Origin of the sequence: Sulfidibacter corallicola, assembly GCF_017498545.1 — a bacterium.
In the GTDB taxonomy this organism is placed as follows: Bacteria; Acidobacteriota; Holophagae; order Acanthopleuribacterales; family Acanthopleuribacteraceae; genus Sulfidibacter; species Sulfidibacter corallicola.
In genome coordinates, this window is the sequence record NZ_CP071793.1 from 7,035,896 (window position 1) to 7,061,141 (window position 25,246).

General features: G+C 57.3%; 20 protein-coding genes and 1 pseudogene. 16 read left to right on the forward strand and 5 right to left on the reverse strand.

All coding sequences use genetic code 11. From position 1 onward, the window contains the following. Positions 1 to 7 precede the first annotated feature (7 nt). Entirely contained in the window at positions 8 to 991 is a 984-nt protein-coding gene (locus tag J3U87_RS21880; protein WP_237377908.1) for an endonuclease/exonuclease/phosphatase family protein, read from the forward strand. Positions 992 to 1,233: 242 nt separating this feature from the next. Here J3U87_RS21880 and J3U87_RS21885 read toward each other — a convergent pair whose 3' ends face one another. After that, positions 1,234 to 3,627, reverse strand: a complete 2,394-nt coding sequence (locus tag J3U87_RS21885) for a bifunctional serine/threonine-protein kinase/formylglycine-generating enzyme family protein (RefSeq protein WP_237377909.1) — start codon at positions 3,625 to 3,627, stop codon at positions 1,234 to 1,236. A 497-nt stretch (positions 3,628 to 4,124) separates the two neighbouring features. Between J3U87_RS21885 and J3U87_RS21890 the strand changes: the two genes are divergently transcribed. The 9 genes and pseudogenes from J3U87_RS21890 to tnpB (J3U87_RS35030) all read left to right on the forward strand — a co-directional run bounded on the left by J3U87_RS21890 (position 4,125) and on the right by tnpB (J3U87_RS35030) (position 12,880). Continuing rightward, the gene (locus J3U87_RS21890; protein WP_237377910.1) at positions 4,125 to 4,382 is read left to right on the forward strand and encodes a hypothetical protein; all 258 of its coding nucleotides are present in this window, start codon (positions 4,125 to 4,127) and stop codon (positions 4,380 to 4,382) included. A gap of 218 nt (positions 4,383 to 4,600) precedes the next feature. Further along, complete coding sequence (locus J3U87_RS21895; RefSeq protein ID WP_237377911.1) at positions 4,601 to 5,554, forward strand: S66 peptidase family protein; 954 nt, start codon at positions 4,601 to 4,603, stop codon at positions 5,552 to 5,554. Next, entirely contained in the window at positions 5,551 to 6,450 is a 900-nt protein-coding gene (locus J3U87_RS21900) for a GNAT family N-acetyltransferase (RefSeq protein WP_237377912.1), read from the forward strand. The genes J3U87_RS21895 and J3U87_RS21900 overlap by 4 nt, the downstream gene beginning before the upstream one ends. Positions 6,451 to 6,723: 273 nt before the next feature. After that, a complete protein-coding gene (locus J3U87_RS21905) occupies positions 6,724 to 9,846 on the forward strand; it encodes a serine/threonine-protein kinase (protein ID WP_237377913.1) in 3,123 nt (1,040 codons plus the stop codon). A gap of 283 nt (positions 9,847 to 10,129) precedes the next feature. Beyond that, positions 10,130 to 11,249, forward strand: a protein-coding gene (locus tag J3U87_RS21910) for an IS3 family transposase (RefSeq protein ID WP_420038213.1) whose coding sequence is annotated in 2 segments (ribosomal slippage) — positions 10,130 to 10,419 and positions 10,418 to 11,249 — 1,122 coding nt in all. Because the reading frame shifts where the segments join, the coding sequence is not laid out codon by codon here. A 538-nt stretch (positions 11,250 to 11,787) separates the two neighbouring features. Next, positions 11,788 to 11,997: a hypothetical protein gene (locus J3U87_RS21915; protein WP_237377914.1), complete on the forward strand. Its 210-nt coding sequence runs from the start codon at positions 11,788 to 11,790 to the stop codon at positions 11,995 to 11,997. 116 nt (positions 11,998 to 12,113) lie between these two features. Next, positions 12,114 to 12,326, forward strand: a pseudogene (locus J3U87_RS21920) (IS1634 family transposase); the annotation flags it as partial. Between the two features lie 90 nt (positions 12,327 to 12,416). Next, positions 12,417 to 12,749, forward strand: coding sequence for an IS66 family insertion sequence element accessory protein TnpA (gene tnpA / locus J3U87_RS21925; RefSeq protein WP_237377916.1), 333 nt, complete (start codon positions 12,417 to 12,419; stop codon positions 12,747 to 12,749). Further along, entirely contained in the window at positions 12,749 to 12,880 is a 132-nt protein-coding gene (tnpB, locus tag J3U87_RS35030; protein WP_272932394.1) for an IS66 family insertion sequence element accessory protein TnpB, read from the forward strand. The genes tnpA and tnpB (J3U87_RS35030) overlap by 1 nt, the downstream gene beginning before the upstream one ends. A gap of 34 nt (positions 12,881 to 12,914) precedes the next feature. Here the strand turns inward: tnpB (J3U87_RS35030) and J3U87_RS21930 are convergent. Next, positions 12,915 to 14,034 (reverse strand): IS3 family transposase gene (locus J3U87_RS21930; RefSeq protein WP_420038213.1). Its coding sequence is split into 2 segments (ribosomal slippage): positions 12,915 to 13,746 and positions 13,745 to 14,034, totalling 1,122 coding nucleotides; the frame shifts between segments, so codons are not numbered across the junction. Between the two features lie 296 nt (positions 14,035 to 14,330). On the opposite strand from J3U87_RS21930, the gene tnpB (J3U87_RS21935) reads away from it, so the two are divergent. From tnpB (J3U87_RS21935) to J3U87_RS21945, 4 genes are all read left to right on the forward strand, one after another. Then, complete coding sequence (gene tnpB / locus J3U87_RS21935; protein ID WP_272932395.1) at positions 14,331 to 14,546, forward strand: IS66 family insertion sequence element accessory protein TnpB; 216 nt, start codon at positions 14,331 to 14,333, stop codon at positions 14,544 to 14,546. 71 nt (positions 14,547 to 14,617) lie between these two features. Beyond that, on the forward strand, positions 14,618 to 14,746 hold the full coding sequence (locus tag J3U87_RS35035; RefSeq protein ID WP_272932396.1) for a hypothetical protein: 129 nt from the start codon (positions 14,618 to 14,620) through the stop codon (positions 14,744 to 14,746). 32 nt (positions 14,747 to 14,778) lie between these two features. After that, entirely contained in the window at positions 14,779 to 16,236 is a 1,458-nt protein-coding gene (tnpC, locus tag J3U87_RS21940; RefSeq protein ID WP_237377918.1) for an IS66 family transposase, read from the forward strand. A 125-nt stretch (positions 16,237 to 16,361) separates the two neighbouring features. Then, on the forward strand, positions 16,362 to 16,865 hold the full coding sequence (locus tag J3U87_RS21945; protein ID WP_237377919.1) for a hypothetical protein: 504 nt from the start codon (positions 16,362 to 16,364) through the stop codon (positions 16,863 to 16,865). Positions 16,866 to 17,215: 350 nt separating this feature from the next. Here the strand turns inward: J3U87_RS21945 and J3U87_RS21950 are convergent, their stop codons facing one another. Then, positions 17,216 to 20,233: a WD40 repeat domain-containing serine/threonine-protein kinase gene (locus J3U87_RS21950; protein WP_237377920.1), complete on the reverse strand. Its 3,018-nt coding sequence runs from the start codon at positions 20,231 to 20,233 to the stop codon at positions 17,216 to 17,218. 423 nt (positions 20,234 to 20,656) lie between these two features. Here J3U87_RS21950 and J3U87_RS21955 point away from each other — a divergent pair, with 423 nt between their 5' ends. Beyond that, complete coding sequence (locus tag J3U87_RS21955) at positions 20,657 to 21,682, forward strand: potassium channel family protein (RefSeq protein WP_237377921.1); 1,026 nt, start codon at positions 20,657 to 20,659, stop codon at positions 21,680 to 21,682. A gap of 139 nt (positions 21,683 to 21,821) precedes the next feature. Next, positions 21,822 to 24,050 carry a thioredoxin domain-containing protein gene (locus J3U87_RS21960; RefSeq protein WP_237377922.1) on the forward strand — a complete coding sequence of 743 codons (2,229 nt, stop codon included), beginning with the start codon at positions 21,822 to 21,824 and terminating at the stop codon, positions 24,048 to 24,050. Between the two features lie 78 nt (positions 24,051 to 24,128). Here J3U87_RS21960 and J3U87_RS21965 read toward each other — a convergent pair whose 3' ends face one another. Then, a complete protein-coding gene (locus J3U87_RS21965; protein WP_237377923.1) occupies positions 24,129 to 24,686 on the reverse strand; it encodes a MerR family transcriptional regulator in 558 nt (185 codons plus the stop codon). A 2-nt stretch (positions 24,687 to 24,688) separates the two neighbouring features. Then, positions 24,689 to 25,162: an SRPBCC family protein gene (locus tag J3U87_RS21970; protein WP_237377924.1), complete on the reverse strand. Its 474-nt coding sequence runs from the start codon at positions 25,160 to 25,162 to the stop codon at positions 24,689 to 24,691. Positions 25,163 to 25,246 lie beyond the last annotated feature (84 nt).

Consider the following 25,246-nt stretch of genomic DNA (forward strand, 5'->3'; position numbering starts at 1 on the left):
AGTTCCCGTGACCGAGAAACCGCGTTTCGATCTCGTGTCGTTTCTTTTGGCCAGGCTGGAGGTGCCGACCGCACTCCTGTGCCTCGCGGTGGTGTGCTCCCTGTTGGCGCGATACCACCTCCTATTCGAACTGACCTCCCACTTTCAACACGTCTATTTTGCGGCCTCCCTTGTTTCCTTGGCGGCCTTTGGGTGGACCAAGCGGCGCATCTGGTTTTGTATTTCACTGGTTCCCTTTGTCCTGAGTGGTGTGGCCACGGCGCCTTATTGGGGACTTTCCTCCTCGGGATCCAAGGCCGAGGCAGGGGATGTCAGCCCCCTTCGGGTACTGTTCGCCAACGTCCATGGGAGTAACCGTCGGCACGAGTTGTTGGGCGAGTTGGTGGCACGCGAAAACCCCGACGTCATCGTGCTCGCCGAGGTCAACGGCGCCTGGGTCAAAGCTCTCGATCCCCTTTCCGAAGCGTATCCTCACCGTTTGGTCCACCATCGCGAGGACAATTTCGGGATCGCACTCTTCAGCCGAATCCCGCTGGAATCCATTCGCATCATCTACCCCGCGGATCACGACGTGCCGGCCGTCGAGGCGCGCCTGGCTTCTCCAGCGGGGCCGATGACGATTTTTGGCGTGCATCCACTGCCACCGATTCGCAACGATTATTTCCATGCGCGGAACCGCCAGATGGCGGCACTCGGCTCCTTGGTTGCCGCGGAGGAAGGCGCCGCCCTGATCGCGGGCGATTTCAATGCGACGGTGTGGTCGCCCTTTTTTCGCGACTTTCTGAAGTCAGCCGGAATGGAGGACGCGCGCAGGGGACGTGGGGTCTTGGGATCCTGGCCGGCCGGCCTGCCCATCTTTCGCATCCCCATCGACCACATTTTGGTCGGCTCCGAGTTCCGCCTGCTGAACTTGCGCCTGGGTCCGTCGATCGGTTCGGATCACCTGCCGGTTCTGGCGGATGTCGTGGCCGCTCCCCAGGTCGCTCGTTAGTGCCTGTCCGAAAACGGAAAGATCGAGCGTGTACAGTGGCTTCTCCTGGATGGGCACGGTTCCGGATCTCGGGTTTGGCAAGGCTTTTATCACCAGGCGATTCACTGACCGATTGTGCCTGACCGCTGAGACCGGCTTGTACTCGGGGTCCGGCTGTAGCGAAGGAGCCACTCATAGAGCAGTTTCCGGATGGGCCCTCGGTAGGGACGTTGTGACTGCGTTTCTCGATGCGGCGCCGAGGATTACAGGCTCTGCACCATGCGGAAGCCAATGGCGCAGTCGCGCAGGATCGGTGGGCGGCTGTCGCGGTTGGTACAGCGACAATCCTCCTGCTCGGTATTGTAGGCGCCTCCGCGAATGACCCGTTGCGATCCCTGGGTCGGGCCTTTCGGATCGACGCGCGCGTCCTTCTTGTCGTAACCCACGTCGTACCAGTCGGCCACCCATTCCCACACGTTGCCCTTCATGTCGTGCAGGCCGAAGGCGTTGGCATTCTTGCCGGCCACTCGCTGCACGCGGTCGGTGTTGGCGGTGTACCAGCCCACTTCGGGCAGGTCCTCGTTCTCGGATGAACCCCAGCTCTTGCGCTCGTTGGCCTGACAGGCGTACTCCCATTCGGCTTCCGTGGGGAGCCGGTACTTTTTCCCGATCATCATTTCCAAACGATTGAAAAAGCTCTGAATCTCGCCCCAGGAGACACCGTGCACCGGCAAGTGCGGATTCTTGAAACAGGATTTGTTGAAGCCCATGACCGCTTCCCAAAGGTCTTGAGTCACCTCGGTTTGGGAGATCCGGTAGGCTTTGATCTCGATTTTCCGAATCGGCCGCTCGTCGCGATACTTTCGGCTGCGCGAACCCATGCGGAACTGGCCGCCGGGTAGCTCGACGAAGGGTAAACCCTTCAAAATGCCGCGAATGCGCTCGGCTTCCTCCTCGGCTTTTTGGGCCGCCGTTTTCGTGTTCTTGGGAGGCTTTGGTTTCGGTTTGGGCTTGCTGGAAGTGTTTTGGGCTGTGGTATCGGTCGGCTTGGGCTGCTGGGAGGCAGCGGGCGTTTTTGGATCGGCCGTCGGGCGGGGCGGGTTTTCCGTGTTCATCGGCGATGCCGTCGATTCCTTGGGCAGGGCGCTCGCGAACGGCGGACTGTTCTGCCAGACCGGGGGACCCCAAAGTTGATCAAGCTCGGCTCGGTTCGATACCAGCGGCTCCTGTTGGGTCTGGTCCGGCGTAAATCCGGCCTGTTGCCAATCTACCGGTTCCGGATCCGGCTCGTCTCCAGGCGGTGTCGTTTCCGGCGATCCCGATTGGGCTTCATCCCCGCTTGCGGGAAGGGGGTCGCCGTTGTGGGCCGTGCCGGTTTCCTCCGGATCAGGGGCCTCGGGGGTTTCGTCGTTCGCGGCCCGGCGCGACCGATTCTCGGGTGTCAAAGGACCGGCTTCCACACCTGGATCGGGGCCGTTCTCGGCGGTTTGCGGCGAACCGGGAGGCAGGAGTGCGATCAGTCCCAGCACGCAGATGACCGAGAACAGGACCGCTGCGAGCATCAGGTTCTGTTTCTTTCTTCGCTGGGCGTCGGAGGGACCCACGTCCATCATGGGTTCCGGCCGGCGCGGTTCCGGAGCCGTGACGGGCGGGCCCGTGGGCTCTGCCGTGGGGATGTCTTCGGGGGGGTCCGTTTCACCCTTGAGCTTTGCCAGGTCGACGGCCGTCATTTGGCCCGAAAGTGTGGTGTTCGACGAAAGGGTCGAGAGCCGTTCCGGTTGAATGCTGCAGCCTTCCAGGGCCTGCACGATTTCGCTGGCCGATTGGAAACGGTCTTCCGGCTTCTTGGCGATCATTTTGAGGATGAGCCGGGCCAGGTCTTCGGGCAGGTCGCGGCGGTATTTGCGGGGATCCGGCGGCTGTTTGTTCACGTGCTGGTACATCACCGCGATGGCGTCCTTGCCGCGAAAGGGAAGGGTGCCGGCCGCCATTTGGTAAAAGACCACGCCCAAGGCGTAGATGTCGGTGCGGCCGTCGACTTCCTCTCCAAGCGCCTGCTCGGGACTCATGTAGTGAGGGGTCCCCACGAAACCCTTGGTGGCGGTCATGTTCAGTGTGGCCATTTGCGTTCCGGAAAGCGCTTTGGCGATGCCGAAATCCAACAATTGGGCGATGCCGTGTTCGTCGAACATGATGTTGCCGGGTTTGATGTCGCGGTGGATCAGCCCTTTGGCGTGGGCGTAGTCCAACGCACTCGCGATTTGAAGCATGATGGTGACGGCGGCCTTGAGATCCATGCCCGTCTTGATGATTTCCGAGAGCGCGCCCTGCGCCAGATAGGGCATCGTGAAATAGTGGATCGGTCCCGCCGAACCGACGTTGTAGATCGGCACGATGTTGGGATGGTTCAGGTTGGCCGCCAGCCGGGCCTCGCGTTTGAATCGCGAAACCAGGTGCTGGTCGTGGGCATGGGCCAACGGCAGGGCCTTGAGCGCGACCCGGCGATCGAGTTCCAACATGTGGGCCTCGAAGACGACCGCCATGCCGCCCTTGCCCAGTTCGCGCACGATGCGGTATTCACCGGCGAGACTCGAACGCACCAAACCTTCGAACGCGTCCTTGTCCGAGAGGTCTGACTCGCTTTCACCTGCATTCATGGGCGCGCCGCAACGACTACAAAAAAAAGCCTCGGCGGTATTTTCCTGACCGCATTGCCTGCACTTCATCTGCCATCCCTAAGCTTGGGGCACATCATAACAAAACCTAAGAGCGTCCACATCAGGGAACCCTATATGAACTGGAAATTCGGGCTACCAGCATTTTACTTCGAGTTCCTCTTGCGGACACCTCAAATTTTACCGGGAAGCTGCGATCGGTTGTTCCTTTCCGGTTGTCCATCGTCCTGTCAATCCCTCTGAATTCGCGGATCTTGTGGTAATCTTGTCTCGAATCCCCCAGCGTCGTACGGCGTGCCTTCCCGGGTGTCGGCTCCCGTACTTCGGGTGTCGCCAGCGATCCCTGTTCTTGTTTGGCCCCCGTGTTCCACGGTTGCCTCGACAGCGTTCCCGAGCCGTGCTGCGACCCCGTGATTCTACCCGGTTCGTATGGTTTGGCTCCACCGAACCGTCCCATCCATTAGCGCGAGGTGATCGTCGTGATTGACGTCAAAGAAGCTGTTCGGATCGCATCCGATCATTTTACCGCCTTTTTCGAAGGCAAGCGTGTCGGCGAGCAATTGTTGGAAGAAGTCGAGTTGAGCGAAGACAAGAAACTCTGGCAGATCACCATCGGCTACGACTGGCAACCGGGTTCCGGAACGGCCAGTCTGGGGCCGGGCCAGCGCATGTTCAAGGTGCTCCACGTCGATGTGGAGACCGGTGCCGTCCTGGCCATGCGCAAAACGACATTTTAAACCGATCGCCTGGTTTGGGCATGGCGCTGCCTGGACATCCAGCCGGCAATCGGGAACCAGAGGCTGACGATATGAGGCAACAACACCCGACCATGGATCGCCGAGCATTCGTGAAGTGGTTGACCTGTGCGGCGGGCGCACCGCTGCTGTTCGGTACGGCGCCCGGTTTGGCCGCCGCCCCCGCGCGTGGCGCGAAAAACACCGGGAGGAAGAGACCCATGATCAAACCACCTCGATTGCGACGCGGCCAAACGGTGGGGCTCCTGGCGCCGGCCAGCAACGCCTGGGAGAACGAAGACATTCGTTTCGCCATGGAGGTGATCGAGTCGCTCGGCTTCAAAATAAAGCCTGGCAAGCATTTGTTCGATCGTATTAATTACTTCGCCGGCAAGGATCGCGAACGGGCCGACGATGTGAACCGAATGTTCGCCGACCCCGATGTTCACGCCATTTGGGCATTGCGCGGCGGTACCGGTTCGGCCCGCATCCTGCCCTACCTGGACTTCGAGATGATTCGAAACAACCCCAAGGCGCTCATTGGTTATAGCGACATCACCGCACTGCACAGCGCCGTCGCCGGTCACGCCGGGTTGGTGACCTTTCACGGGCCCATCGCCAAGCAGAATTTCAGCGAATACACCCTGGCCCATTTCAAAAAAGTCTTGATGGAGCCCGAGGATCGCGCCGTCCTGGCTGCGCCGCCCCCTTTCGAGCCCGCCGAAGGGCAGGCCGAAAAAGAGAATCGCCTCACCGTGTTCCGCGGTGGCAAGGCCCGTGGCCACTTGATCGGCGGCAATTTGGCCATTGTCCAGCAACTCATGGGTACACCCTACGAACCCCAGTTCGACGGCGCCATCCTGTTCCTCGAGGACGTCAACGAAGAGCCGTACCGCATCGATCGCATGTTGACCCATCTTTGGTTGTCGGGCCATCTGCAGCGCGTGGCGGGGATTGCCTTCGGCAAGTTCACCGATTGCGATTCCAAGAACGGAAACAGTTTCAGCATCGAGGAAATCATCGCCGATCGTTGCCTGCCGCTGGGGGTGCCGGTCATTCGTGGTTTGATGATCGGTCATGTGGAAGATCAGGCGACGATCCCAATCGGCGTTCAGGCCGAGCTGGACGTCGATGCCGGTACGATCACCCTCTTGGAAAAGGCGGTGGAGATGTGACGGAACTGGACCTGGAATGGCGGATTCGCGTGGCGGAGGCCGTCGACGTACCGGCCATGGTGCGTCTCTGGAACCGAAGCTGCCGGTTCGATCCCTTGACCCCCGCACTTTTACGGGAAAAGATTTGGGAGGACATCGCGGGTGCCTTGGTGGTCGAGGCCGGCAAGCGAATCGTGGGGTTCGTGGTGTACGTGGCGCGCGAGCGGTCTGGTTTTTTGAAGATGTTGGCGGTCGACCACGAGTATCGGCGCCGTGGCATCGCCGAACGCCTCTTGAGAAATGCCGAAAAGGTGCTGCGGACGCGCGGGTGCAGCCGAATCCGCTTGGGCGAGTCCGCCCCCAACTACCTCGTGCCTGGCTTGGACGAGCGCTATGAAGAAGCTTTGGCCTTTTTCGAAGCTTTGGGTTTCAAGCGGTTTGGCTTGATTCACGACATGGTGGCGCCGCTCGAAGGGCTGGAATCGCGCCAGGATCCCGATGCCGAGGCCGAATTGGCGGCGGCGGGCATCGAGTTGACCCGTGCCACACTCAAACACCGCAACGAAGTCATCCGCTTCCTCAGCGAGTGGTGGCCCGTTTGGGTGGCGGAGGTCAGTCGCGCCTTTGCCGCCGATCCGATCAGTCTGCATTTGGCCCTGAAGGACGATCACGTCGTCGGATTCGCCGCTTACAACTGCAACAACCGTGATCAGGGGTGGTTCGGGCCCATGGCGACCCATCCGGACAATCGCTCGCTCGGCATCGGAAAGTTACTGTTGTGGCGGTGTTTACGGGATCTGCGTGCGGCCGGTTGGCAGCGAACCGTGATTCCCTGGGTCGGACCTGAAAGGTTCTACCGACGCTTCGCGGGTGCCGAAATTCACCGCACCTTCCTGCGCCTGGAAAAAGTGTTTTGATACGTAGCTGCCGGATTCCTCCGGTTCTTGAGAGAAGCCCTCTCTTTTTGCTCTTGTGAAAATTCGAGATCTATCGCGTGAACGGCTGCTCCTCTATCTAAACCTGTGAACCTTGTTAGTCATGATCCGACATCAGATGCTCATGACCGCGTTTCTGATCAGTCCACAAAGCCCGGGAATCCTTTACTATATATCGTATACAATCTCCGTTTATTAGATGATCCATGCCATTAAGATCGATCGTGTTGTGAAAACCCTTCAAGAGGTGATCTGATGCACCTAGACGACTTTATAAAAAAAGGTGTTTCCGCCTCCGATCGGGCCTCCTTGGCCGCGGAATTTTTGGAGGAGATGTGCCATTGCCGCCCGGATTTGGTTAAAAAGTGGCTGAGCGAGTATTCTAATCAAAAAGACAGTGATCTTTCATTTGAGGGTCATCGGAATTCTGGCGAAAATTTTCAAAAATCGGAAGGGCTTTTACAGCCAGGATCGAGGTGTGGGCCTTTTCTCATCGAAAGGCGTCTTGGGCGAGGTGGTATGGGCACAGTTTATCTGGCATCGCGAGCCGATGAGTTGGACCTAAAGGTCGCTTTGAAAACGCTCCACACCTGGAATCCAAAAGCGATCTCGATGTTTAAAAGGGAGTGTAAAATCCTCTCCGGGTTGAAGCATTCCTTCATTGCGCATCTCATTGATGCCGGTACCCTGCCTTCAGGTCAACCTTGGCTGGCGATGGAATTCGTGGAGGGCCAGACTCTGAATGTCTATCTGGCTCGAGAAAACCTGGACCTCAAGGCTCGCCTTAAGCTGTTTCTAAAAATCTGTGAGGGTTTAGGGCATGCCCATCAGCAAATGGTGATTCACCGCGACCTGAAGCCGCACAATATCATGATTACGGCCGAAGGAACGCCGAAGCTGCTCGATTTTGGAATCGCCGCTTTGTTGAACCCGGAAACGGGACTGCAAATCACTCTGACCTCCAATGCAGCTCCGTTGATGACGCCCGAATATGCCTCACCGGAACAAGTCAACGGTCAACGGCTAAGTGCAGCCTCCGATGTATACAGCCTCGGTGTCCTGCTTTATGAAATGTTGGCTGGGCAGCGTCCCTATCGTATGAACCCACGAATTCTGGCTCGAGTTGTTCAAGTGGTCAATTCAGCGCCAATCATTCCTCCCAGTAGAATTCGTCCGGAAAAGAAGTCTACTCGAAACAGCCTCTCCAAGCATTTGCGGGGGGACATCGACACGATCGTCATGAAGGCACTGGAGCGGGATCTAATACGGCGATACGCCACTGTCGAAGCCCTCGCCGGAGATCTGCGTGCATACCTGCGTGGATTACCGATAGAAGCACGCCCCGCGACGAGGCTTTATCGTTTTCGCAAGTTCTTGACCCGAAATCCATGGCCGGTGGGATTTAGTTTTTTCTTTTGTTTGTTCCTCGCGTTTTTGGCGTTCTTTGCCACCTACAAACAAACGCAGATTACGCTTGAAAAACAAACGGCCGAGAAGGTCACGGATTTCTTGGTTTCGTTGTTTGAACAAACCACTCCTGACCTCAACAAAGGTCGTGATGTGAGTGCTTTTGAAATCATGGAAAATGGTCGTCGCCAATTGGATTCGCAACTTCTCGACGAGCCCGACCTTCGAATACGCTTGTCTGGGACCCTCGGAAGAGTCTATCGTTCCTTAGGTCATTACGATATTTCGCGGCAACTTTTTCAGCGCGGTGTGGAATCGACCAAACCGGGCTCTGTCCAGGCCTTTATGGCGCAACTGGAACTAATTGAAACGCTTGAACTCGATGGCGACTTGTATGATGCCAACAGACGGCTGGCAAGCTTGACCGAGTACTGGTCTACAGTGAAAGACCCTGTGATTGCCACTCGACTGGCTCGTGCTCAAGGTCGATCTTTGAATTGGGCTGGAAAATACAGTGAAAGCCTCGAAGTGTTCAACAAGGCTCTACCTTTCCTCAAGTCCTTGCCGTTATCTGAGCAATTGGAATTTCGTCAAGATAGGGCTGAAGTATATATAGTCATGAACGCTTTCCAAGATGCCGTTAGCGAATTGGAGTCAATATTACATGCACAAGAGCGCATTTATGGAAAGATTCATTCGAAGACCGCCTATACATTGTTAAATCTATCCGTTCAATGCTGGCTGATGAGCCAAATAGATAGATCCGAGGTGTACAACCGTCGTGCTGGAGATATTCTTGATGAACTATTTGAACCAAATCATCCGTTGTACATTTTGTATTGGAGAAATCGAGGAAATATAGAGCAAAATAGAGGAGATTGGAAACAGTCTGAGGGGACTTTGTTAAAAGCCCTTGCCCTTGCCGGTGAGAATCTAGGAAAAGAGCATCCCTTGAGGCTGAATATTTTGTCTGATTTAACTTTGAATTATAGGAGGACAATGGATTACGATAAAGCAGAATCTACTGTACGTGAAGCTCTTATGCTAAAACAAAAATTGTATGGCGATGATCATACGGACGTTGCATCTCTCTGTCAAGAATTGGCTAAGCTACTCCTTATTCAGGGGAAGTACGATTCCGCTGAAAAGCTTTTTTTCAAAAGTCTTGAGATTGATAGCAAGCTCTTGGGGCATCATAGCCGATGGACTGCTTATCACATAGGTGCTATAGGCGACTTGTTTGTTAGGAAGGGAGATTTTTCTTCGGCTGAACTATATTTTGAAAAATATTTAGAGTTAATACAGACTCTACATCGGGAAAAGGATAAGAACGCAGGAATTCCCTTACACAACCTTGCTGTTCTGAAACGAAAGCAGAGGAGGTACAAAGAAGCGGAGTTGTTTGCTTACCGGGCCCATGCTGGGATGATTGATCAATTCGGAAGGGATCATCCTCATGCGGCATCCGCCTCCATCAGTTCTGGTTTGATTTTCTTGGAACAGGGACGGTTTTCGGAGGCCGAGCCTTTTATTTGTAGCGCCCTGGACCTTCTCGAAAGAAAAATGGGAAATCGGCATATATTGGTTTCCGAATTTACGCTGTATTGGGTGGAATACTGTTTAGCAATAGGTGCGTACCTCGAAGCTGAGGCTATCTTTGCCGATATTTCTTTGCAAATATTAGGATATTATAAAGCAAATCACCTTAAAATCGCTGAGATTATGGCTGTTGGTGGTGATGTCTTTTTTAAGACGGGTGATCTTATACGATCTAAAGACTGTTATGAATATGCTTTAGGTTTGTATCAGGAAGTTTTTTCGGAAAACCGACTTCAAATCGTTCAATTACAAATAAAGTTATCCAAGGTATTCTTGGAAATGGATCTTTTGGAGGAAGCGACTTCGGTTATGGATTTGGCAAAAGAGGAGGCTATAATCGCTCAGGATCCTCTCGTTTACCTTGATCTATAATGGACCCCATAATCGAGACCAGGAGCTAAGCTTCAAAAGCGTTAAGGTGGGACCTCGGGTAAACAGCGGGGCAGAGAGCCAAGGGGGAGCATAAAGCGGGCGCTCCACCATAGTGTTGGGGCCCACCCCTCGTACCCCAGGGGACACCTTGACGGCCCAGCAAGCTGCGCCATCAAGATGTCCATGGTGCGCCAGGGGTCCACCCTAACACCATGGTCGTTCGTCCGTTTATATCCCCCTCGGCCAACAGCTACTGCGGAGCCGGAGAGAGGTAAACCGAGTTTTGGCTAGGAAGCGCAACAATCACGATCCCAAGTTCAAGTCCCGGGTGGCTTTGGAAGCGATTCGCGGCATCAAAACGGTCTCGGAACTGTCAGCCCAGTACGGGGTCCACCCGACCCTGATCAACCGCTGGAAAAAGCAGGTGATCGAGTCCCTGCCGGAGGTGTTCGAGAGCGGGAAGGCTCCTCGAAAACCCGCCGGCGAATCACCGGAAATCGGCAAGCTTTACGAACAAATCGGTCGTCTCCAGGTGGAGCTCGACTGGCTCAAAAAAAAATCTGAATCCCTGCATTGAGGAGAAACGGCTGTGTATCGAACCCCATCACCGCCGGTTGAGCATTCGCCGGCAGTGCGCCTTGCTTGGGTTATCGCGAGCCTCGTACTACTACGAGCCGCGACCCGAGAGGCCCGAAAACCTGGTCTTGATGTCGGAGATCGATCGTATTTACCTGGATTTCCCCTACTTCGGCAGCCGACGCATGGCCGCCTTCCTGCGAGATCGAGGGTATGCGGTCAACCGGAAACGGATTCAACGGCTCATGCGGTTGATGGCCCTGGAGGCCGTGTATCCCAAGCCCCGCACCAGCGCGGCCAACCCGGCCCATCGCGTGTATCCTTACTTGCTGCGGGACCTGACCATCACCCATCCCAACCACGTTTGGAGCACCGACATCACCTATGTGCCGATGCGGCGAGGCTACATGTACCTGACGGCGATTATCGACTGGTACAGCCGGTACGTGGTGGCTTGGGAAATCTCCAACACGCTGGATGGAGCCTTTTGCCGCGAGGTTCTGAGACGCGCGCTGCAAAACAAGAAACCTTCGATATTCAACACCGATCAAGGCGCGCAATTCACGAGCCCGAAATTCACCGAAATCCTTCAGGAGGCAGAGGTTCAGATCAGCATGGACGGCAAGGGACGCGCACTGGACAACGTGTTTGTCGAACGATTGTGGCGTTCGGTGAAATACGAGCACATCTACCTGCACAGTTACGAAAACGGCCTGGAACTGTACCATGGGCTTCACAGGTACTTTGAACACTACAACAACGAGCGGCCACATCAATCGCTCGGCAACCAGAAACCCTCCGAGGTGTACCACGCCACCGAAGCTTAAGTTTGGCACCTTTTGGTCTAGACAACGGGGTCCACTATAATCTGCGTCATCAACGAGCTCGTCTCCTTCAGCTTCAAAACGAACTACAATGGGCCGAAGCGCTTTTCTTGGAAGAACTTCAAGAGCGTCGAGAGCTACTTGGATCTACCCATTTCTCTGTGGCCACCACCCTTCTTGAGTTGGTTTTCGTGTACCTAGAATTGGGGCGAGTGGAACTGGCACGCCGTGCGCTTTCCGAGGCCTCGTCAATTGTCGTTTCTGTCATGCCCATAGATCATGAACTTCATCATGTACGGAACGGTCTGGAGGGGGTGATCCTTCTCCGAAATGGCAAGGAAGAATTGGGAATGGAATCAATAAGACGCGCCCACTACAGCTTATCGACCCGACTGGGGCAAAGCCACTTTCTGACTCGGCGCGTTTCAAGCCTGTCTCGGCGTTGAGCGATGTGATGTAAGGTAAGGGCTCAATGTGTCGAGGGTAGGCACCCTGAAACTGGATTGAGATAGTGGGACATCCCAATTACGGAGGTGTTCTCATGAGCAATTCATCTGTAAACCCACCATTGACCACGAGTAGCGTGGCTTGGCTTGCCCGGGTACCCTTCGATTTGAAAATGATCGGCGGGCAAGATGGGAAAATTACGTTTGGTTCCGAAGACAATGGGGACAGGGTTTATCAAGCCTGCGTTTTCCCTCTAGAGCCGTTTGTGGGCACTATTTCGAGGTTTTCAAAACCAAAAACCTAATGTTCATGCGGGTTTCGGCGGTTTTCGGTTTTGGCCAAACCTCAAAACCTGTAGGCACACACGGGTTTAATTTTTCCATGCAATCAAGCGTGGTATTCGCTTAGCCTGTAGGCATCATGTTTTTACGCACCACACGCCGCAAGAACAAAGACGGTTCCACCACCGCCTACTACCAACTCGCCCACAACGAACGTGATCCCGTCACCAAGAAGGTCAAGGCCCAGATCATTCACCACTTCGGCCGCGCCGACCAGGTTGATCGCGGACAACTCGTTCGGCTCTGCCGTTCAATTGCGCGTGTCTGCGGCGTCCAAATCGCCGATCCCCTTGACGCTGAACAGTAAGCGCTTAATCCGTCGCGGGTAGGCACTGTGAGGCGGGATTGAGATAGTGAGGCATCTCAAAACGGAGGTGTTCCCATGCGTAATCTATCTGAAGCTCGTGCCCAGAAACGGGAGCTGTGGCAGGCGCGCATTGAAGACTGGCAGGCGTCTGGATTAAATCAGTCGGCTTACTGTCGTCAACAGGGCTTGGCGCTGCCGCAATTTCAATATTGGAAGCGACGCATTTATGAAACCGAGCCTCGTCGCGGACTTCGGCTCGTCCCCATCGAAATGGAAAAAAAATCCAGCGCCACCTCAGAGAGTCGAGAACCCATCCGCCTCCACGCTCACGGCTACATCCTTGATATCGGGTCGGGCAGCGATGTCACGCTCTTGGCTGCGATTTTGGACGTTCTGGGAGGTCGATAATGTGGCATGTACGCACTGACGCTCGCGTGTTTCTGGCTCTGGATGCCGCCGATATACGCAAAGCGATCAACGGGCTTGCCCTGTTGGTCGAGCAGGAACTCGGGGGACAGCTCTTTTCCGGTGATCTATAGTGGACCCCGTTGTCTAGACCAAAAGGTGCCAAACTTAAGCTTCGGTGGCGTGGTACACCTCGGAGGGTTTCTGGTTGCCGAGCGATTGATGTGGCCGCTCGTTGTTGTAGTGTTCAAAGTACCTGTGAAGCCCATGGTACAGTTCCAGGCCGTTTTCGTAACTGTGCAGGTAGATGTGCTCGTATTTCACCGAACGCCACAATCGTTCGACAAACACGTTGTCCAGTGCGCGTCCCTTGCCGTCCATGCTGATCTGAACCTCTGCCTCCTGAAGGATTTCGGTGAATTTCGGGCTCGTGAATTGCGCGCCTTGATCGGTGTTGAATATCGAAGGTTTCTTGTTTTGCAGCGCGCGTCTCAGAACCTCGCGGCAAAAGGCTCCATCCAGCGTGTTGGAGATTTCCCAAGCCACCACGTACCGGCTGTACCAGTCGATAATCGCCGTCAGGTACATGTAGCCTCGCCGCATCGGCACATAGGTGATGTCGGTGCTCCAAACGTGGTTGGGATGGGTGATGGTCAGGTCCCGCAGCAAGTAAGGATACACGCGATGGGCCGGGTTGGCCGCGCTGGTGCGGGGCTTGGGATACACGGCCTCCAGGGCCATCAACCGCATGAGCCGTTGAATCCGTTTCCGGTTGACCGCATACCCTCGATCTCGCAGGAAGGCGGCCATGCGTCGGCTGCCGAAGTAGGGGAAATCCAGGTAAATACGATCGATCTCCGACATCAAGACCAGGTTTTCGGGCCTCTCGGGTCGCGGCTCGTAGTAGTACGAGGCTCGCGATAACCCAAGCAAGGCGCACTGCCGGCGAATGCTCAACCGGCGGTGATGGGGTTCGATACACAGCCGTTTCTCCTCAATGCAGGGATTCAGATTTTTTTTTGAGCCAGTCGAGCTCCACCTGGAGACGACCGATTTGTTCGTAAAGCTTGCCGATTTCCGGTGATTCGCCGGCGGGTTTTCGAGGAGCCTTCCCGCTCTCGAACACCTCCGGCAGGGACTCGATCACCTGCTTTTTCCAGCGGTTGATCAGGGTCGGGTGGACCCCGTACTGGGCTGACAGTTCCGAGACCGTTTTGATGCCGCGAATCGCTTCCAAAGCCACCCGGGACTTGAACTTGGGATCGTGATTGTTGCGCTTCCTAGCCAAAACTCGGTTTACCTCTCTCCGGCTCCGCAGTAGCTGTTGGCCGAGGGGGATATAAACGGACGAACGACCATGGTGTTAGGGTGGACCCCTGGCGCACCATGGACATCTTGATGGCGCAGCTTGCTGGGCCGTCAAGGTGTCCCCTGGGGTACGAGGGGTGGGCCCCAACACTATGGTGGAGCGCCCGCTTTATGCTCCCCCTTGGCTCTCTGCCCCGCTGTTTACCCGAGGTCCCACCTTAACGCTTTTGAAGCTTAGCTCCTGGTCTCGATTATGGGGTCCATTATAATCTATTCGTGTTCAGCAACCGCAGTCGCACGCTCGTGAAGATTCTGTACTGGTCGCCCTCTGGCTTTTGCCTGTGGATGAAACGGCTGGAAGCTCAGCGGTTTCGTTGGCCTGCCAACGAACTCGAGGTCCTTCAAATCGGCCAGCGCGAACTCACCTGGCTGCTGGAGGGTTTGGATATCCACCAGGCCCACGAAACCTTGCAGTATACGACATGCACCTAATCCGCAGATCAAGGCCTTGGATCACCAACGTAGCCTGCTGGTTTTTAGTAGGTCGTGCTAGGCTAAGGATCATGAACAACGCCGCCGTATCGCTCGCAGAACAAAACGAAGCACTCCAGCAGGCGCTCGCCCGCAAGGACGCGCAAATCGCGGCGTTGGACCAGCATATCGGACTTCTGGAAGAGCAGCTAAGGTTGTAAAGGCCAAGGCGTTTGGGCCCAAGAGCGAACGCATGAGCCAGTTGGTCGGCCAGCAGGCGTTGTTCGACCTGGATGCGCTTGAAGCTGACGAGAAGCCCGCCGACGCCGAGCCTGCCTCGGATGATGATGTGCGCGAGACGATCACCTACAAGCGTCGCAAAAAGCGCGGGCCACAACCCTTCCCGGACCACCTGCCGCGGGAAATTCACAAGCACGAACTCTCCCCGGAAGACCGGCAGTGCGCTTGCTGCGGCGAAGAAATGACCGTGATCGGCAAGGATGTCACGTGCGAGCTGGAGTACGAGCCTGCGGTCGCCAAAGTCGTCGAACACCATCACTACAGCTACGGCTGTGCGCCTTGCAAGCAGGCCGACGAGGTCCTGGAGGCTCCGATCAGGTCTGCGCCGCACGCGCCGCGCCTGATTCCCGGCAGTATGGCAGGACCCGGCCTGCTGGCCTTCGTGATCGCCTCCAGATTCGTGGACGGCCTGCCGTTCTACCGGGTGGAGCGTCTCATGGGTCGGTTGGGTGTAAAGCTGGGGCGAGCAACCATGTGTAACTGGGCACGCCATGTAGGCAACCGCTTGGAACGGATGTGGGAACTGCTGCTTGCCCAGGCAAGGCAGCACACCTGGTTCCAGATGGATGAAACCACGGTTCAAGTCCTCAACGAACCCGGCAAAGAGAACACCACGAAGTCGTTCATGTGGGTGATTCGCGGTGGACCACCGGATACACCCATCGTTTTGTTTCATTATGATCCAAGTCGATCGGGCCCAGTGGCGGCCCGATTGCTGGAGGGATTTCAAGGCACGGTCCAAACCGATGGCTATGCCGGCTACGACTTTTTGGGTCGCGCACCTGGGGTTGTGCATGCCGGCGATTGGGACCATGTTCGCCGCAAGTTCGCGGACGTCCGCAAAGCCTTGGGACGAAAAGGCAAAGGTGGGAAAACAGGCAAAGCGGATGAAGCCCTGAAGCTCATTGGCGAGATGTACGAACTCGAACGCGAGGCCAGGGAGAAGGGCTACTCGGCCGCAGACCTGTTGGTCATGCGCGATCAAAAGTTGCGACCGAAGATTGGCGCGTTCAAAGCTTGGTTGGATCATTTAGCAGGCCGCGTCCCACCCAAGAGCCTCCTGGGAAAGGCGATTCATTATGCGCTGGGTCAATGGCATAAACTGGACCTGTTCTTGGACCGCGCGGAGGTCCCCATGAGCACGGCTTTGGTAGAAAACGCCATTCGTCCCTACGTGATTGGCCGAAAAGCGTGGCTCTTCAGCGGCAGCCCGGAAGGGGCTCAGGCCAGTGCGCGGATATATAGCATCGTCGAGACGGCAAAATTAAATGGTTGGGAGCCGTACGCCTATTTAAAGCAATTGTTCGAGCGCCTGCCTACCGCCGAAACCGACGCAGATATCGCACGCCTCTTGCAAACATGCGCTCCAGAACCCAACACGAGCCCTGCAGAGCCCGACGCGACGCTATAAGCCAAAACAAAGGTCAAGCGTATTAGTCGGTTCTACAGGAAAATGGATCCGTTTGAGGATACCTCGAAAGAGCGAGTTCGAAAAAATACTAAACCAAAGGATAATGGATCAACTGGGGATGTAAAATGAAAAAACTTTCAGAAATTGGGAATGGGATACAAATAACTGAAAAAGGAAGCCATCTCGATGAACCAAGGACTGCAATAATTGAGGCGAATAATATAGTATCGTGTCAACTCAGTTTTGGTGGACATTTTTTTATAGAAAAATTGGACTATGAAACTCTTGTGCATGGCTTTCTAAGTCTAGATAAAACAGGTTTTTCCTGCGAAGAGGAAAATATTTTGGATGGATTTGGGTATTATGTTTTGATTAAGAAGGGAAGTTTTTACTCTCCGGTTTACATTTTTTGGAATATAAATGACACTTGTCATTATCTTTCAAATTTGATTTTGTCAAAAATAAAAATCATACTCACCCCGCTGAGCGGTAAAGATGAAAAAGGTAGTATTGATCTATTTTCGAGCGAAGAAAAGAACAATTTGCTTTCCTTAGAGAAAATTCAAAAAATTGACAAAGATCAAGGCTGGAGCCAGATTGTTCGCCAATGGAAAAACAAGGAGACATGACTAGCCTTAGTGCGAAATAGTGCCTGTATACGTTTGATAAAAGGTGGATGAAAATTGCGCTATTCCGTGCTGTGCCCACAAAAACTACAACGCCACGGCGACCTTGGGCCTCAAGCGCGGCAACCAGCCGCTGACCGAGTACACCTACAACCGTTGGGGCGCCCTATGTGTCACGATAGTTGTCCCGCCGATTGAGTTAGAATTCTCAGCCAACCGGTCGACCCCCATTCCGCTCAAAACACATTGAAGCGTTTGCGGGGGCTCGGAGAGGGATTCTCCAAATGAACGGAGACGGCTGCGCTTCGTGGCTGAGCTCGTTTCCGAAGCATTCTGGGCCAAGTGAAACGAGGTCAGTTCCGCCAGCGGGGCCAGCGGGCCAGGTCCACCTGCAGCATGCGACCGTCGCTGGTGCCTACGAAAAGCCGTGGCTGCGAGGGATGGAACGCGCCGACCTGGGCGCCCTGCAAGCCGATGACGTTGCCGATGGGGTGCAGGCCCGGGTAGGTGAAAAGCTGAACCCGATCGTCGCGGAAGACGGCCAGCGCGTTGCGGTCGTCCCACTTGGAAAAGGCGTGGGTCACGCCGAGGGCACGACTCTGATGGCCGAGAGGCTGGATGCCGATGTCGTCCTTGGCAATGTCGACCAGGAACGTCTCGTGACCGGCGGTGGTGACCAACATGCGGTGTTCTTCTCCCGGCAGGAACGAAAGCCAATACAGGCCCTTGGCGCTGACCTTGCGCGTCCAGCGCTGGCGGAACCCGGCGGTATCGTAGAGCCGCAAGTTCCCGCTCCAATCGCCTACCGCCAACAGCGCACCCGAATCCGAAAAAGCCGCGCCGGCACTGGAGTCGGGCATCTTGGCCAGGGTTTGTTCCAGCTTCAGGAAGGGGAGCTGCCACACCTTGACCGCGCGATCGGAAGACGTGGAAATGCAATACGACTCGTCCGGGCTGATGCGGATGTTGTTGACCAGGTCCTCGTGGGCCTTGACCATGTGCAGGTTGGCCCCGGTATCCAGGTCCCACATGCCGATGTGGAAGTCGTCGCTGGCCGAGAGCATGCGGTTGCCGTCGCGGGTGATCGCCAGCCGGGTGACGCCGTCCTTGTGCAGGTCGAGGGGGGTCATTCGTTTGGGTTGGGAAAGGGAGACGACGCCGATTTTCGAATCCAATCCAGCCAGGTAGGCCGATTGCCCGTCCGGTCTGATGGCCAGGTCCCAAACACTGCCGGTGAGCACCGAGAGCGCCTGGCTCTGATCCGGATTCTTGAAGCGATAGATCCGCAATTTCTGGTTGGGCGGCTGGGCCAGGGCCAGCAGCCCGCCGCTCTGGTAGGTCAGCGGTAGCTTGCGCTGCGCGGCCAGGCTGTCCGTCATGGTCAGGTCGGGAATCGACAGCGACATGAACTCGCCCGCCTGGCTGTAGGCCAGCAGTTGCAGGCCGGTCTCGTTGTCGGCCGGCAGGAATTGGGTGAAGGTCACCCAACTCTCGAAGTCACTGAAAACCTTTTTATCTTTATTGTAGAGATCGAACAGCAGCACCTGGTTGCCGCGTGTACCGCAGGCCAGGTAGCGCTGATTCGGTGAAAACGCCGCACTCAAGACCTGACCCGAACCCGCGTAGGTTTCGCGGAGGATCAAACCCCGGCTCGGCATGCGGTACACCCGTACCTGGTAGTCGGCCGCGAAATGGGCGAGCGAGGTGCCGTCCGCCGCGTAGTGCAGCGAACCGCGTCCCTCCGAGGCGACCTCTCCGAGCCGTGTCCAGCCGCTGTTCGCGCGCCCCTTGAAGAACAACAGGCGCGTGCTGGTGAGCAGGGCCATGTCGGGTTCCTCCGCGGTGCGGTCCAGGCGCGGGCTGTGGGCCATGTCCATGATCGGCTCGTGGTTGGTGAGTTCGCACAGGTTGATGATGCGTGACTGGTAGGTATCCAGGTCGACGCGCGCCATGCTGCACTGATCGTCGCCGAGAAGGTAGAGGTGGCGTCCGCGCGGATCGGCCGAAACCGCCAGCCAATCGCTGTCGAGGGGCTTGAATCGGTTGACCACGGTGCCGCTGTTCAGGTCGACCATTTCCACCACGCCGGAGGCGTAGACCATCGCGAGGGCCCTGCGTTCCGGAATGAAGATCAGCGGCGCCTTGGCCATCGGCTGCGGTTGCAGGGGAATCACCTGCTGTTCGCGGAAGGTTTGCTCCCAATAGGTGGAGGTGGTCTGGTGGTCCTTCTTGCCGGATCCGAGACCGTGGCGGTACACCAGCGAGGCGATCAGCATCAGCAGGGTGACGCCCAACGCGGGCAGGTACCACTTCGAAAGCCGGCGTCGGGTGTCCTGGGTATCGCCGCGCAACAGGTGGCGATGAATTTTGGAGTGGGTGGTCTGGCCGATGGTGAACTGGTGCTGCTCGATTTCGATCGCCTTGTAGAATTCGCGCGCGGAGACGTAACGCTCCTCGGCGCGCTTGGCGATCGCCTTTTCGATGGCGCGACAGATCTCGTCGGGCACGTCCGGCCTCAGCTCCTGGATGCCGGTCGGCGTCTCCTTGATCTGCTTTCCCATGATCAGCAGGTACTCGTCGCCCTCGACGGCGGGCACCGCGGTGAGCATCTCGTAGGCGATCAGGCCCAGCGAATAGATGTCGGTGGTGTTGCGCACCGCCTGGCCCCGGCATTGTTCCGGCGACATGTAGGCCGGGGTGCCCACCATGTGGCCGTGTGCCGTCAGCTTGATCTTGTTGGTGTCCAGATCGTTTTGGGTGAGGTGCACCAATCCGAAATCCAAGATCTTGAGATGGAGCTCCTCGCTGTCGTGGCGCACCATGATGTTGCTGGGCTTCAGGTCGCGGTGGATCATGCCGGACTGGTGGATGGCCTCGACCGCGCGACAAAGCTGCTTCATCAAGCTGAAGAACCATTCGATGGGCAGGCCTTCCGAATAGGATTTCAGAAATTCGTTGAGGGGCAGGCCCTCGACACACTCCATCACGATATAGGGCGTCTCGTTTTCCATGATGTTGTAGTCGACGATCTCCACCACATTGGGGTGACTGACCTTGGCGGCGGCGCGCGCCTCGCGCTTGAAGCGGTTCAGGTAGACTTCGCGCTGTTTGGCGTTCTTGCCCTCCATGCGGATCAGCTTGATCACGAACTTCTTGGGCAGGCTGCGGTGGTGGGCCAGGTAGAGAATGCCCATGCCGCCCTGGCTGAGGACCGATTCGACCTCGTAGCGGCCGGCGATGATGCGACCGATCATCGGGTCGTCGGGCGGGGCTAGGCCTTCCTGAACTTCACTGGGAATCTCGATGAGCGGACGCACGTTGCCCGTATCGCCTTCTTTCTGCTGGTGTTTCCAGAGATCGCTCAGACCCATGCAACCGCAACCTTTTCAACCAAACCTAAACCTGTCTGTTTTCCCAGGTTCTCGTCGATTTGTCCGGAGGTTTAATAGTTAAGTATGCCATAGGAAAACGGAAAAAAAACTCTTTTCGGCGGCGGCATGGAGACGCCGGTCGCGGCGAGGAGCGCGCGCGACGCGAAACCGCTCGGGCCCTGATCGCCCGCCGCCAAGCAAATCCTGGCCAGGGCCTAGGTCCTGTGGTTACAATAGGAATCCTGAAATCCTTGACTGGAAGATCCATGGGGACATCGGTGAGCTTCGGCGCTTTGCGTGCGGGGCCGTTCGTCGTTTCCCACGGCCGAAATGGCTCGACCGGATTGGATCGGAAATTCCAGAGGGGAGGGTCGGGCCTTCTCGGTGGTTCTCGCCCGCTTTTTCTCTCGCGATGGGAAGAACATGAAAGTCAAATCTCTACTCGAGCGGTTCCTCACCTTTTGTATCCAAGAGAATTTCCACCGTGTCCTGATGGTCGTGGGCGTGTTGTTGCTGATCAGCGCCGCAGCCATCTCCCAACTGGAAACCGATGTCAGCTTTCTGGACGGGCTTTGGTGGAGCGTCGTCACCCTGACGACCGTCGGTTACGGCGACATCTCCCCGGCCACCCTCGGCGGCCGCCTGATCGCGGTATTCCTGATGTTGTTCGGGATCGGCGTCTTGGGCACGTTGAGCGCGACGCTCGCCGGTTTTTTGGTTGAAAAACGCATAAAGGAAGATCGCGGTATGGGCTCCTACGATTATTCAAGACACATCATCATTTGCGGTTGGAACCAACGCGCCGAGTTCATTCTTTCCGAGTTGCGGGAAGATCCCCTGAACGCCGAATCGCCGATCGTGGTCGTCGCCAACCTGGATGCCAAGCCGGTGGATGACGACCATGTGTTTCTGGTTCGCGGCGACACCACCGAGGAAAACTTCGAGCGCGCGAATCTGCGGGAAGCGGAGACCGTGATCATCCTGGGCGAGGATCGCCTGGACGAATCGGCCCGCGACGCCAAGGCGGTGTTGACCACCCTGACCGTGGAAGACCTCAATCCGGACGTCTACACCATCGTCGAGCTGTCGGACGAGCGCAACGTGCGCCACTGCGAACGGGCCAACGCCAACGAGATCATCGTGCAGAGCGAACTGAACAGCAGCCTGATCGCGCGGTCGGCGTTGAATCACGGCATCAGCAATGTCATCTGCGAATTGCTGCGCTACAACATGGGCAACGAATTGTTCAAGTTGAAGGTGCCGGGTTCGATGGTGGGCAAGGCCTTCGTCGACATCATGGTGGAGATGAAGAAGCGACACAGCTCCATCCTGCTGGGCGTACAGCGCGGCGGAGAGGGCACGGTGCTTTCCAACCCACCGGAGGATTACCAGATCGAAGGGGACGATTTCCTCATTTTCATCGCCCCCTCTCGCCCACAGCTCGCCTGATAGGCCGGTGCCGCCATCGGGTTCTCCCGGTGGATCAGCTTCCGGGGACGCACGACTCTCTCGGCCGGCCGGGGCCGGTTGTGCGAGGTCGCCGCACGTGTTAGGTTGGTCGCAGGTCCCATCCACCCGGAGTGCATCCATGTCCATCTTCCCCACCAAGCTGCTGGCCGGTGTGGCGATTCTCGCGACCCTGGCCGTCGGCCCGCTGATCGCCCAGTCGTCCCATCACGGCGAACGCCCGCCCCTTCCCAAACCCGAAGAGTTGAAGAAACTCCCGCCCGACGGCGGTCCTCGCTGGAACCGACTGGTTTTCGAACAGAGTCCCTATCTCCAGCAGCACGCCGCCAATCCCGTCGATTGGTTCCCCTGGGGCCCCGAGGCGTTCGAAAAGGCCAAACGTGAAAACAAACCGGTCTTTCTGTCGATCGGGTACGCGACCTGCCACTGGTGCCACGTCATGGAGCGGGAATCGTTCGAAGATGCCGAGGTCGCCAAAATCCTGAACGAGCACTTCGTGCCGGTCAAGGTGGATCGCGAAGAACGACCCGACATCGACAAGATCTACATGACCGTCTGTCAGGCCATGACCGGGCAGGGGGGATGGCCGCTCACGGTGGTGCTGACCCCGGACAAAAAGCCCTTTTTCGCGGGAACCTATTTTCCCAAGACGGCCCGCCTTGGCCGGCCGGGCATGATGGAGCTCCTGCCGAAACTTCACGATGCCTGGCAGAACCAAAAAGTCCAGGTCGTCTTGATGGCCGATCAGGTCACCGACATGTTGCGTCGCCACATGGGCTCCGGTGAAAAGGGCACCTTCAAGGACGACGCCGTCGCAGCCGCCTACCAATCGCTCGCCGGGAGTTTCGACGCCGAATTCGGTGGGTTCGGCAGTGCACCCAAGTTCCCGACACCGCACAACCTGATGTTGCTGCTGCGACACTGGAAACGGACCGGCGACGCCGAGGCGCTGAAAATGGTGGAGAAGACCCTGATCGCCATGCGGCACGGCGGCATCTTCGACCATTTGGGCTACGGCTTCCACCGCTATGCCACCGACCGCGAATGGCTGGTACCTCATTTCGAAAAGATGCTCTACGACCAGGCACTGCTGGCCCTGGCCTATCTGGAAGCCTTTCAGGCCACCCGCAATCCGCTCTTCGAGGAGACGGCCCGTCACGTTTTCGAGTATGTGCGCCGCGACATGCGCTCACCCGAGGGGGGGTTCTACTCGGCCGAGGACGCCGAAAGCGAGGGCGAAGAAGGCAAGTTCTACTTCTGGACCAAGGCCGAAATCGACCGTGCCCTGGACAAGGAGAGCGCCGAGTTGGTGCGGGCCGCCTTCGGGGTGACGGATTCGGGCAATTACGTCGAGAAGACCGGCACCGGTGTCACGGTGACCGGCACCAACATTCTCCACCGCGTGAAGCGTGATGAGGAGCTCGCCAAAAAACACGGCTTGACCGTCCAAGTCGTGCGCGAGCGCTTGGAACGGGCGCGCACCGCGCTGTTGAAACAACGCGACGCGCGGATCCGGCCCCTGAAGGACGACAAGATCCTGACCGATTGGAACGGGTTGATGATGGCGGCCTTCGCACGCGGTGCGGCAGTCCTGGAGGAGCCCTCCTATTTGAAGACGGCCCGCGACTGCGCCGATTTCCTCTTGTCCGAGCTGCGAACCACCGACGGCCTGTTGCTGAAGCGGTACCGTGCGGGCACGGCCGGACTGGATGGCCAATTGGACGACTACGTCTTCCTCGCCTGGGGCTTGATCGAGCTGTACGAAGCCTCGTTCGAAACGCGCTATCTGAAGGCGGCGATGGATTTGAGTCACAAAACGATCGAGTTGTTCTCCGACGAAGCGGGTGGCTTCTACCTGACCGCGGTCCACGCGGAGGCGCTATTGGTTCGACCCAAGACCTTCTACGACGGTGCGATTCCCTCGGGCAATTCGGTGGCCGCCTGGAACATGGCGCGCCTCGGCCGCATGACGGGAGATTCCGCCTGGGAAAAGCGGGTCGAGGATCTGCTGAACCACTTCGCGGGAAGCGGCAACCCGCCGCAGGGATCGACGTTCCTGTTGATGGCCCACGAATTCATGCGCGGCCCCTCGTTCGAGGTCGTGTTGGTCGGGTCCGCCGGGGCCGGTGATTTGAAGGCGCTCAAAAAAGCCCTCTACACCGATTTCATCCCCCACAAGGTGGTCGTGTTCCGACCCATGAAGGACGATCCCATCACCGAGATCGCACCCTACACCAAGTTTCAGAAAACGATCGGCAATGCCGCCACCGTCTACGTGTGCCGCAACTTCGCGTGCAAGGCACCGACGACCGAGGTGTCGGTCATGCTGGAGAGCCTCAAAGGGAAGTGACGACCCGCGCCCATTCGGGACGGAACCATCGCGCTTCCCCAAGCGCCCTGGTTGGATCGGCGTTGACCGGCCGGCTTTCTATCCATCGGGTTTCGCGCCCGCGGCGGACCAAGCCCTGATTTGGTGGATCTCTTCGTCGGGGATGCACAGGAATTTGAGGAATTTCAGGTGTTGTTCCGGGGCCTGGTGCTCGAACCGGACATGCCAGGCGAACATGTCCGCATCGCTGAATCCCGCCGCCCGCATCAGGGCCGTCCAATCGGCCTTGCTCATCACCAGGTCGGTGCGTTCCAGGTGCTCGGAACCCATCAGGCTCAGGATCTGTCGCTGTTGCTCGCGCAACTCCTGGATCTGGACGCCCAGTTCTTCGAATCGCCGGGCCAGCACCTGTTTGGCATCGCTGCCGCGGTGATCCAGGATCCGGCCGATGTCCGCCAGGTTCAGGCCGTAGCGCCGGTAGGCGCAGATTTGGGCCAACCGGGCGGCATCGCCGGCGTCGTAGGCACGGTAGCCGTTCTCCTGGCGTCGCGACGGTCGCAACAGGCCGATCTTGTCGTAGTACAGCAGGGTCGTTCGCGACAGGCCGAACTTGCGTGCCAGCACGCTCACCGTGTAGGTGGTTCCAAGCCCTTCCATGATCAGTCGATATCCACGCCGCTGCGCAGGTAGCCGTCGAGATGCCCGGCCAGGTCGCTCATGTGTTTGCGAAAGGTTGCTTCGTCGTAGGCCTTCATGGCCGCCTCGCCCTGTGGGTTCAGGGTGGTGAAGGTTCGCCCCCAATGGACCCGGCAACGATCGTTTCCGGCTGGGGTCAGGTGGACATCCAACTGTTCCAGGTGACTGTCGCCGTGAAAAACGGCGAACTGGATGCGGTAGGTGTCCGGTTCGTATCGGGTGACCATCCAGGTCGTGGGCTGGCCGTGCTTGTGGACGCGAAATACGCATCCCGCCTCCGCCACACCCGATTCGCTGTAGACGATGTCCGCTTCCCAACCGGGCACCCAATCCCGTTCACGCACCGGACAGAGCAGGGGAAAGACGGCTTGGGCCGAACCTTTCGCCTCGTGCTCGAATGTGTAGCGGTGTCGTTGTCCTCGATGTGTTTGGTTCATGTCCGCTCCTTGTTCGTTCTGGTTCGATGCGCGCTCGGGCAGCATCTTCATGCAGCATGAACTGTGAAGCTGTAGACGGGTCAA

Coding starts and splice junctions, on each gene's coding strand:
- tnpA (WP_237377916.1), top strand. CDS start 12,417: ATGCGTAATCTATCTGAAGCTCGTGCCCAGAAACGGGAGCTGTGGCAG.
- J3U87_RS21945 (WP_237377919.1), top strand. CDS start 16,362: ATGAAAAAACTTTCAGAAATTGGGAATGGGATACAAATAACTGAAAAA.
- J3U87_RS21965 (WP_237377923.1), bottom strand. CDS start 24,686: ATGGAAGGGCTTGGAACCACCTACACGGTGAGCGTGCTGGCACGCAAG.
- J3U87_RS21955 (WP_237377921.1), top strand. CDS start 20,657: ATGAAAGTCAAATCTCTACTCGAGCGGTTCCTCACCTTTTGTATCCAA.
- J3U87_RS21950 (WP_237377920.1), bottom strand. CDS start 20,233: ATGGGTCTGAGCGATCTCTGGAAACACCAGCAGAAAGAAGGCGATACG.
- J3U87_RS21960 (WP_237377922.1), top strand. CDS start 21,822: ATGTCCATCTTCCCCACCAAGCTGCTGGCCGGTGTGGCGATTCTCGCG.
- tnpB (WP_272932394.1), top strand. CDS start 12,749: ATGTGGCATGTACGCACTGACGCTCGCGTGTTTCTGGCTCTGGATGCC.
- J3U87_RS35035 (WP_272932396.1), top strand. CDS start 14,618: ATGAACAACGCCGCCGTATCGCTCGCAGAACAAAACGAAGCACTCCAG.
- J3U87_RS21905 (WP_237377913.1), top strand. CDS start 6,724: ATGCACCTAGACGACTTTATAAAAAAAGGTGTTTCCGCCTCCGATCGG.
- J3U87_RS21885 (WP_237377909.1), bottom strand. CDS start 3,627: ATGAATGCAGGTGAAAGCGAGTCAGACCTCTCGGACAAGGACGCGTTC.
- J3U87_RS21915 (WP_237377914.1), top strand. CDS start 11,788: ATGAGCAATTCATCTGTAAACCCACCATTGACCACGAGTAGCGTGGCT.
- J3U87_RS21895 (WP_237377911.1), top strand. CDS start 4,601: ATGATCAAACCACCTCGATTGCGACGCGGCCAAACGGTGGGGCTCCTG.
- tnpC (WP_237377918.1), top strand. CDS start 14,779: ATGAGCCAGTTGGTCGGCCAGCAGGCGTTGTTCGACCTGGATGCGCTT.
- J3U87_RS21970 (WP_237377924.1), bottom strand. CDS start 25,162: ATGAACCAAACACATCGAGGACAACGACACCGCTACACATTCGAGCAC.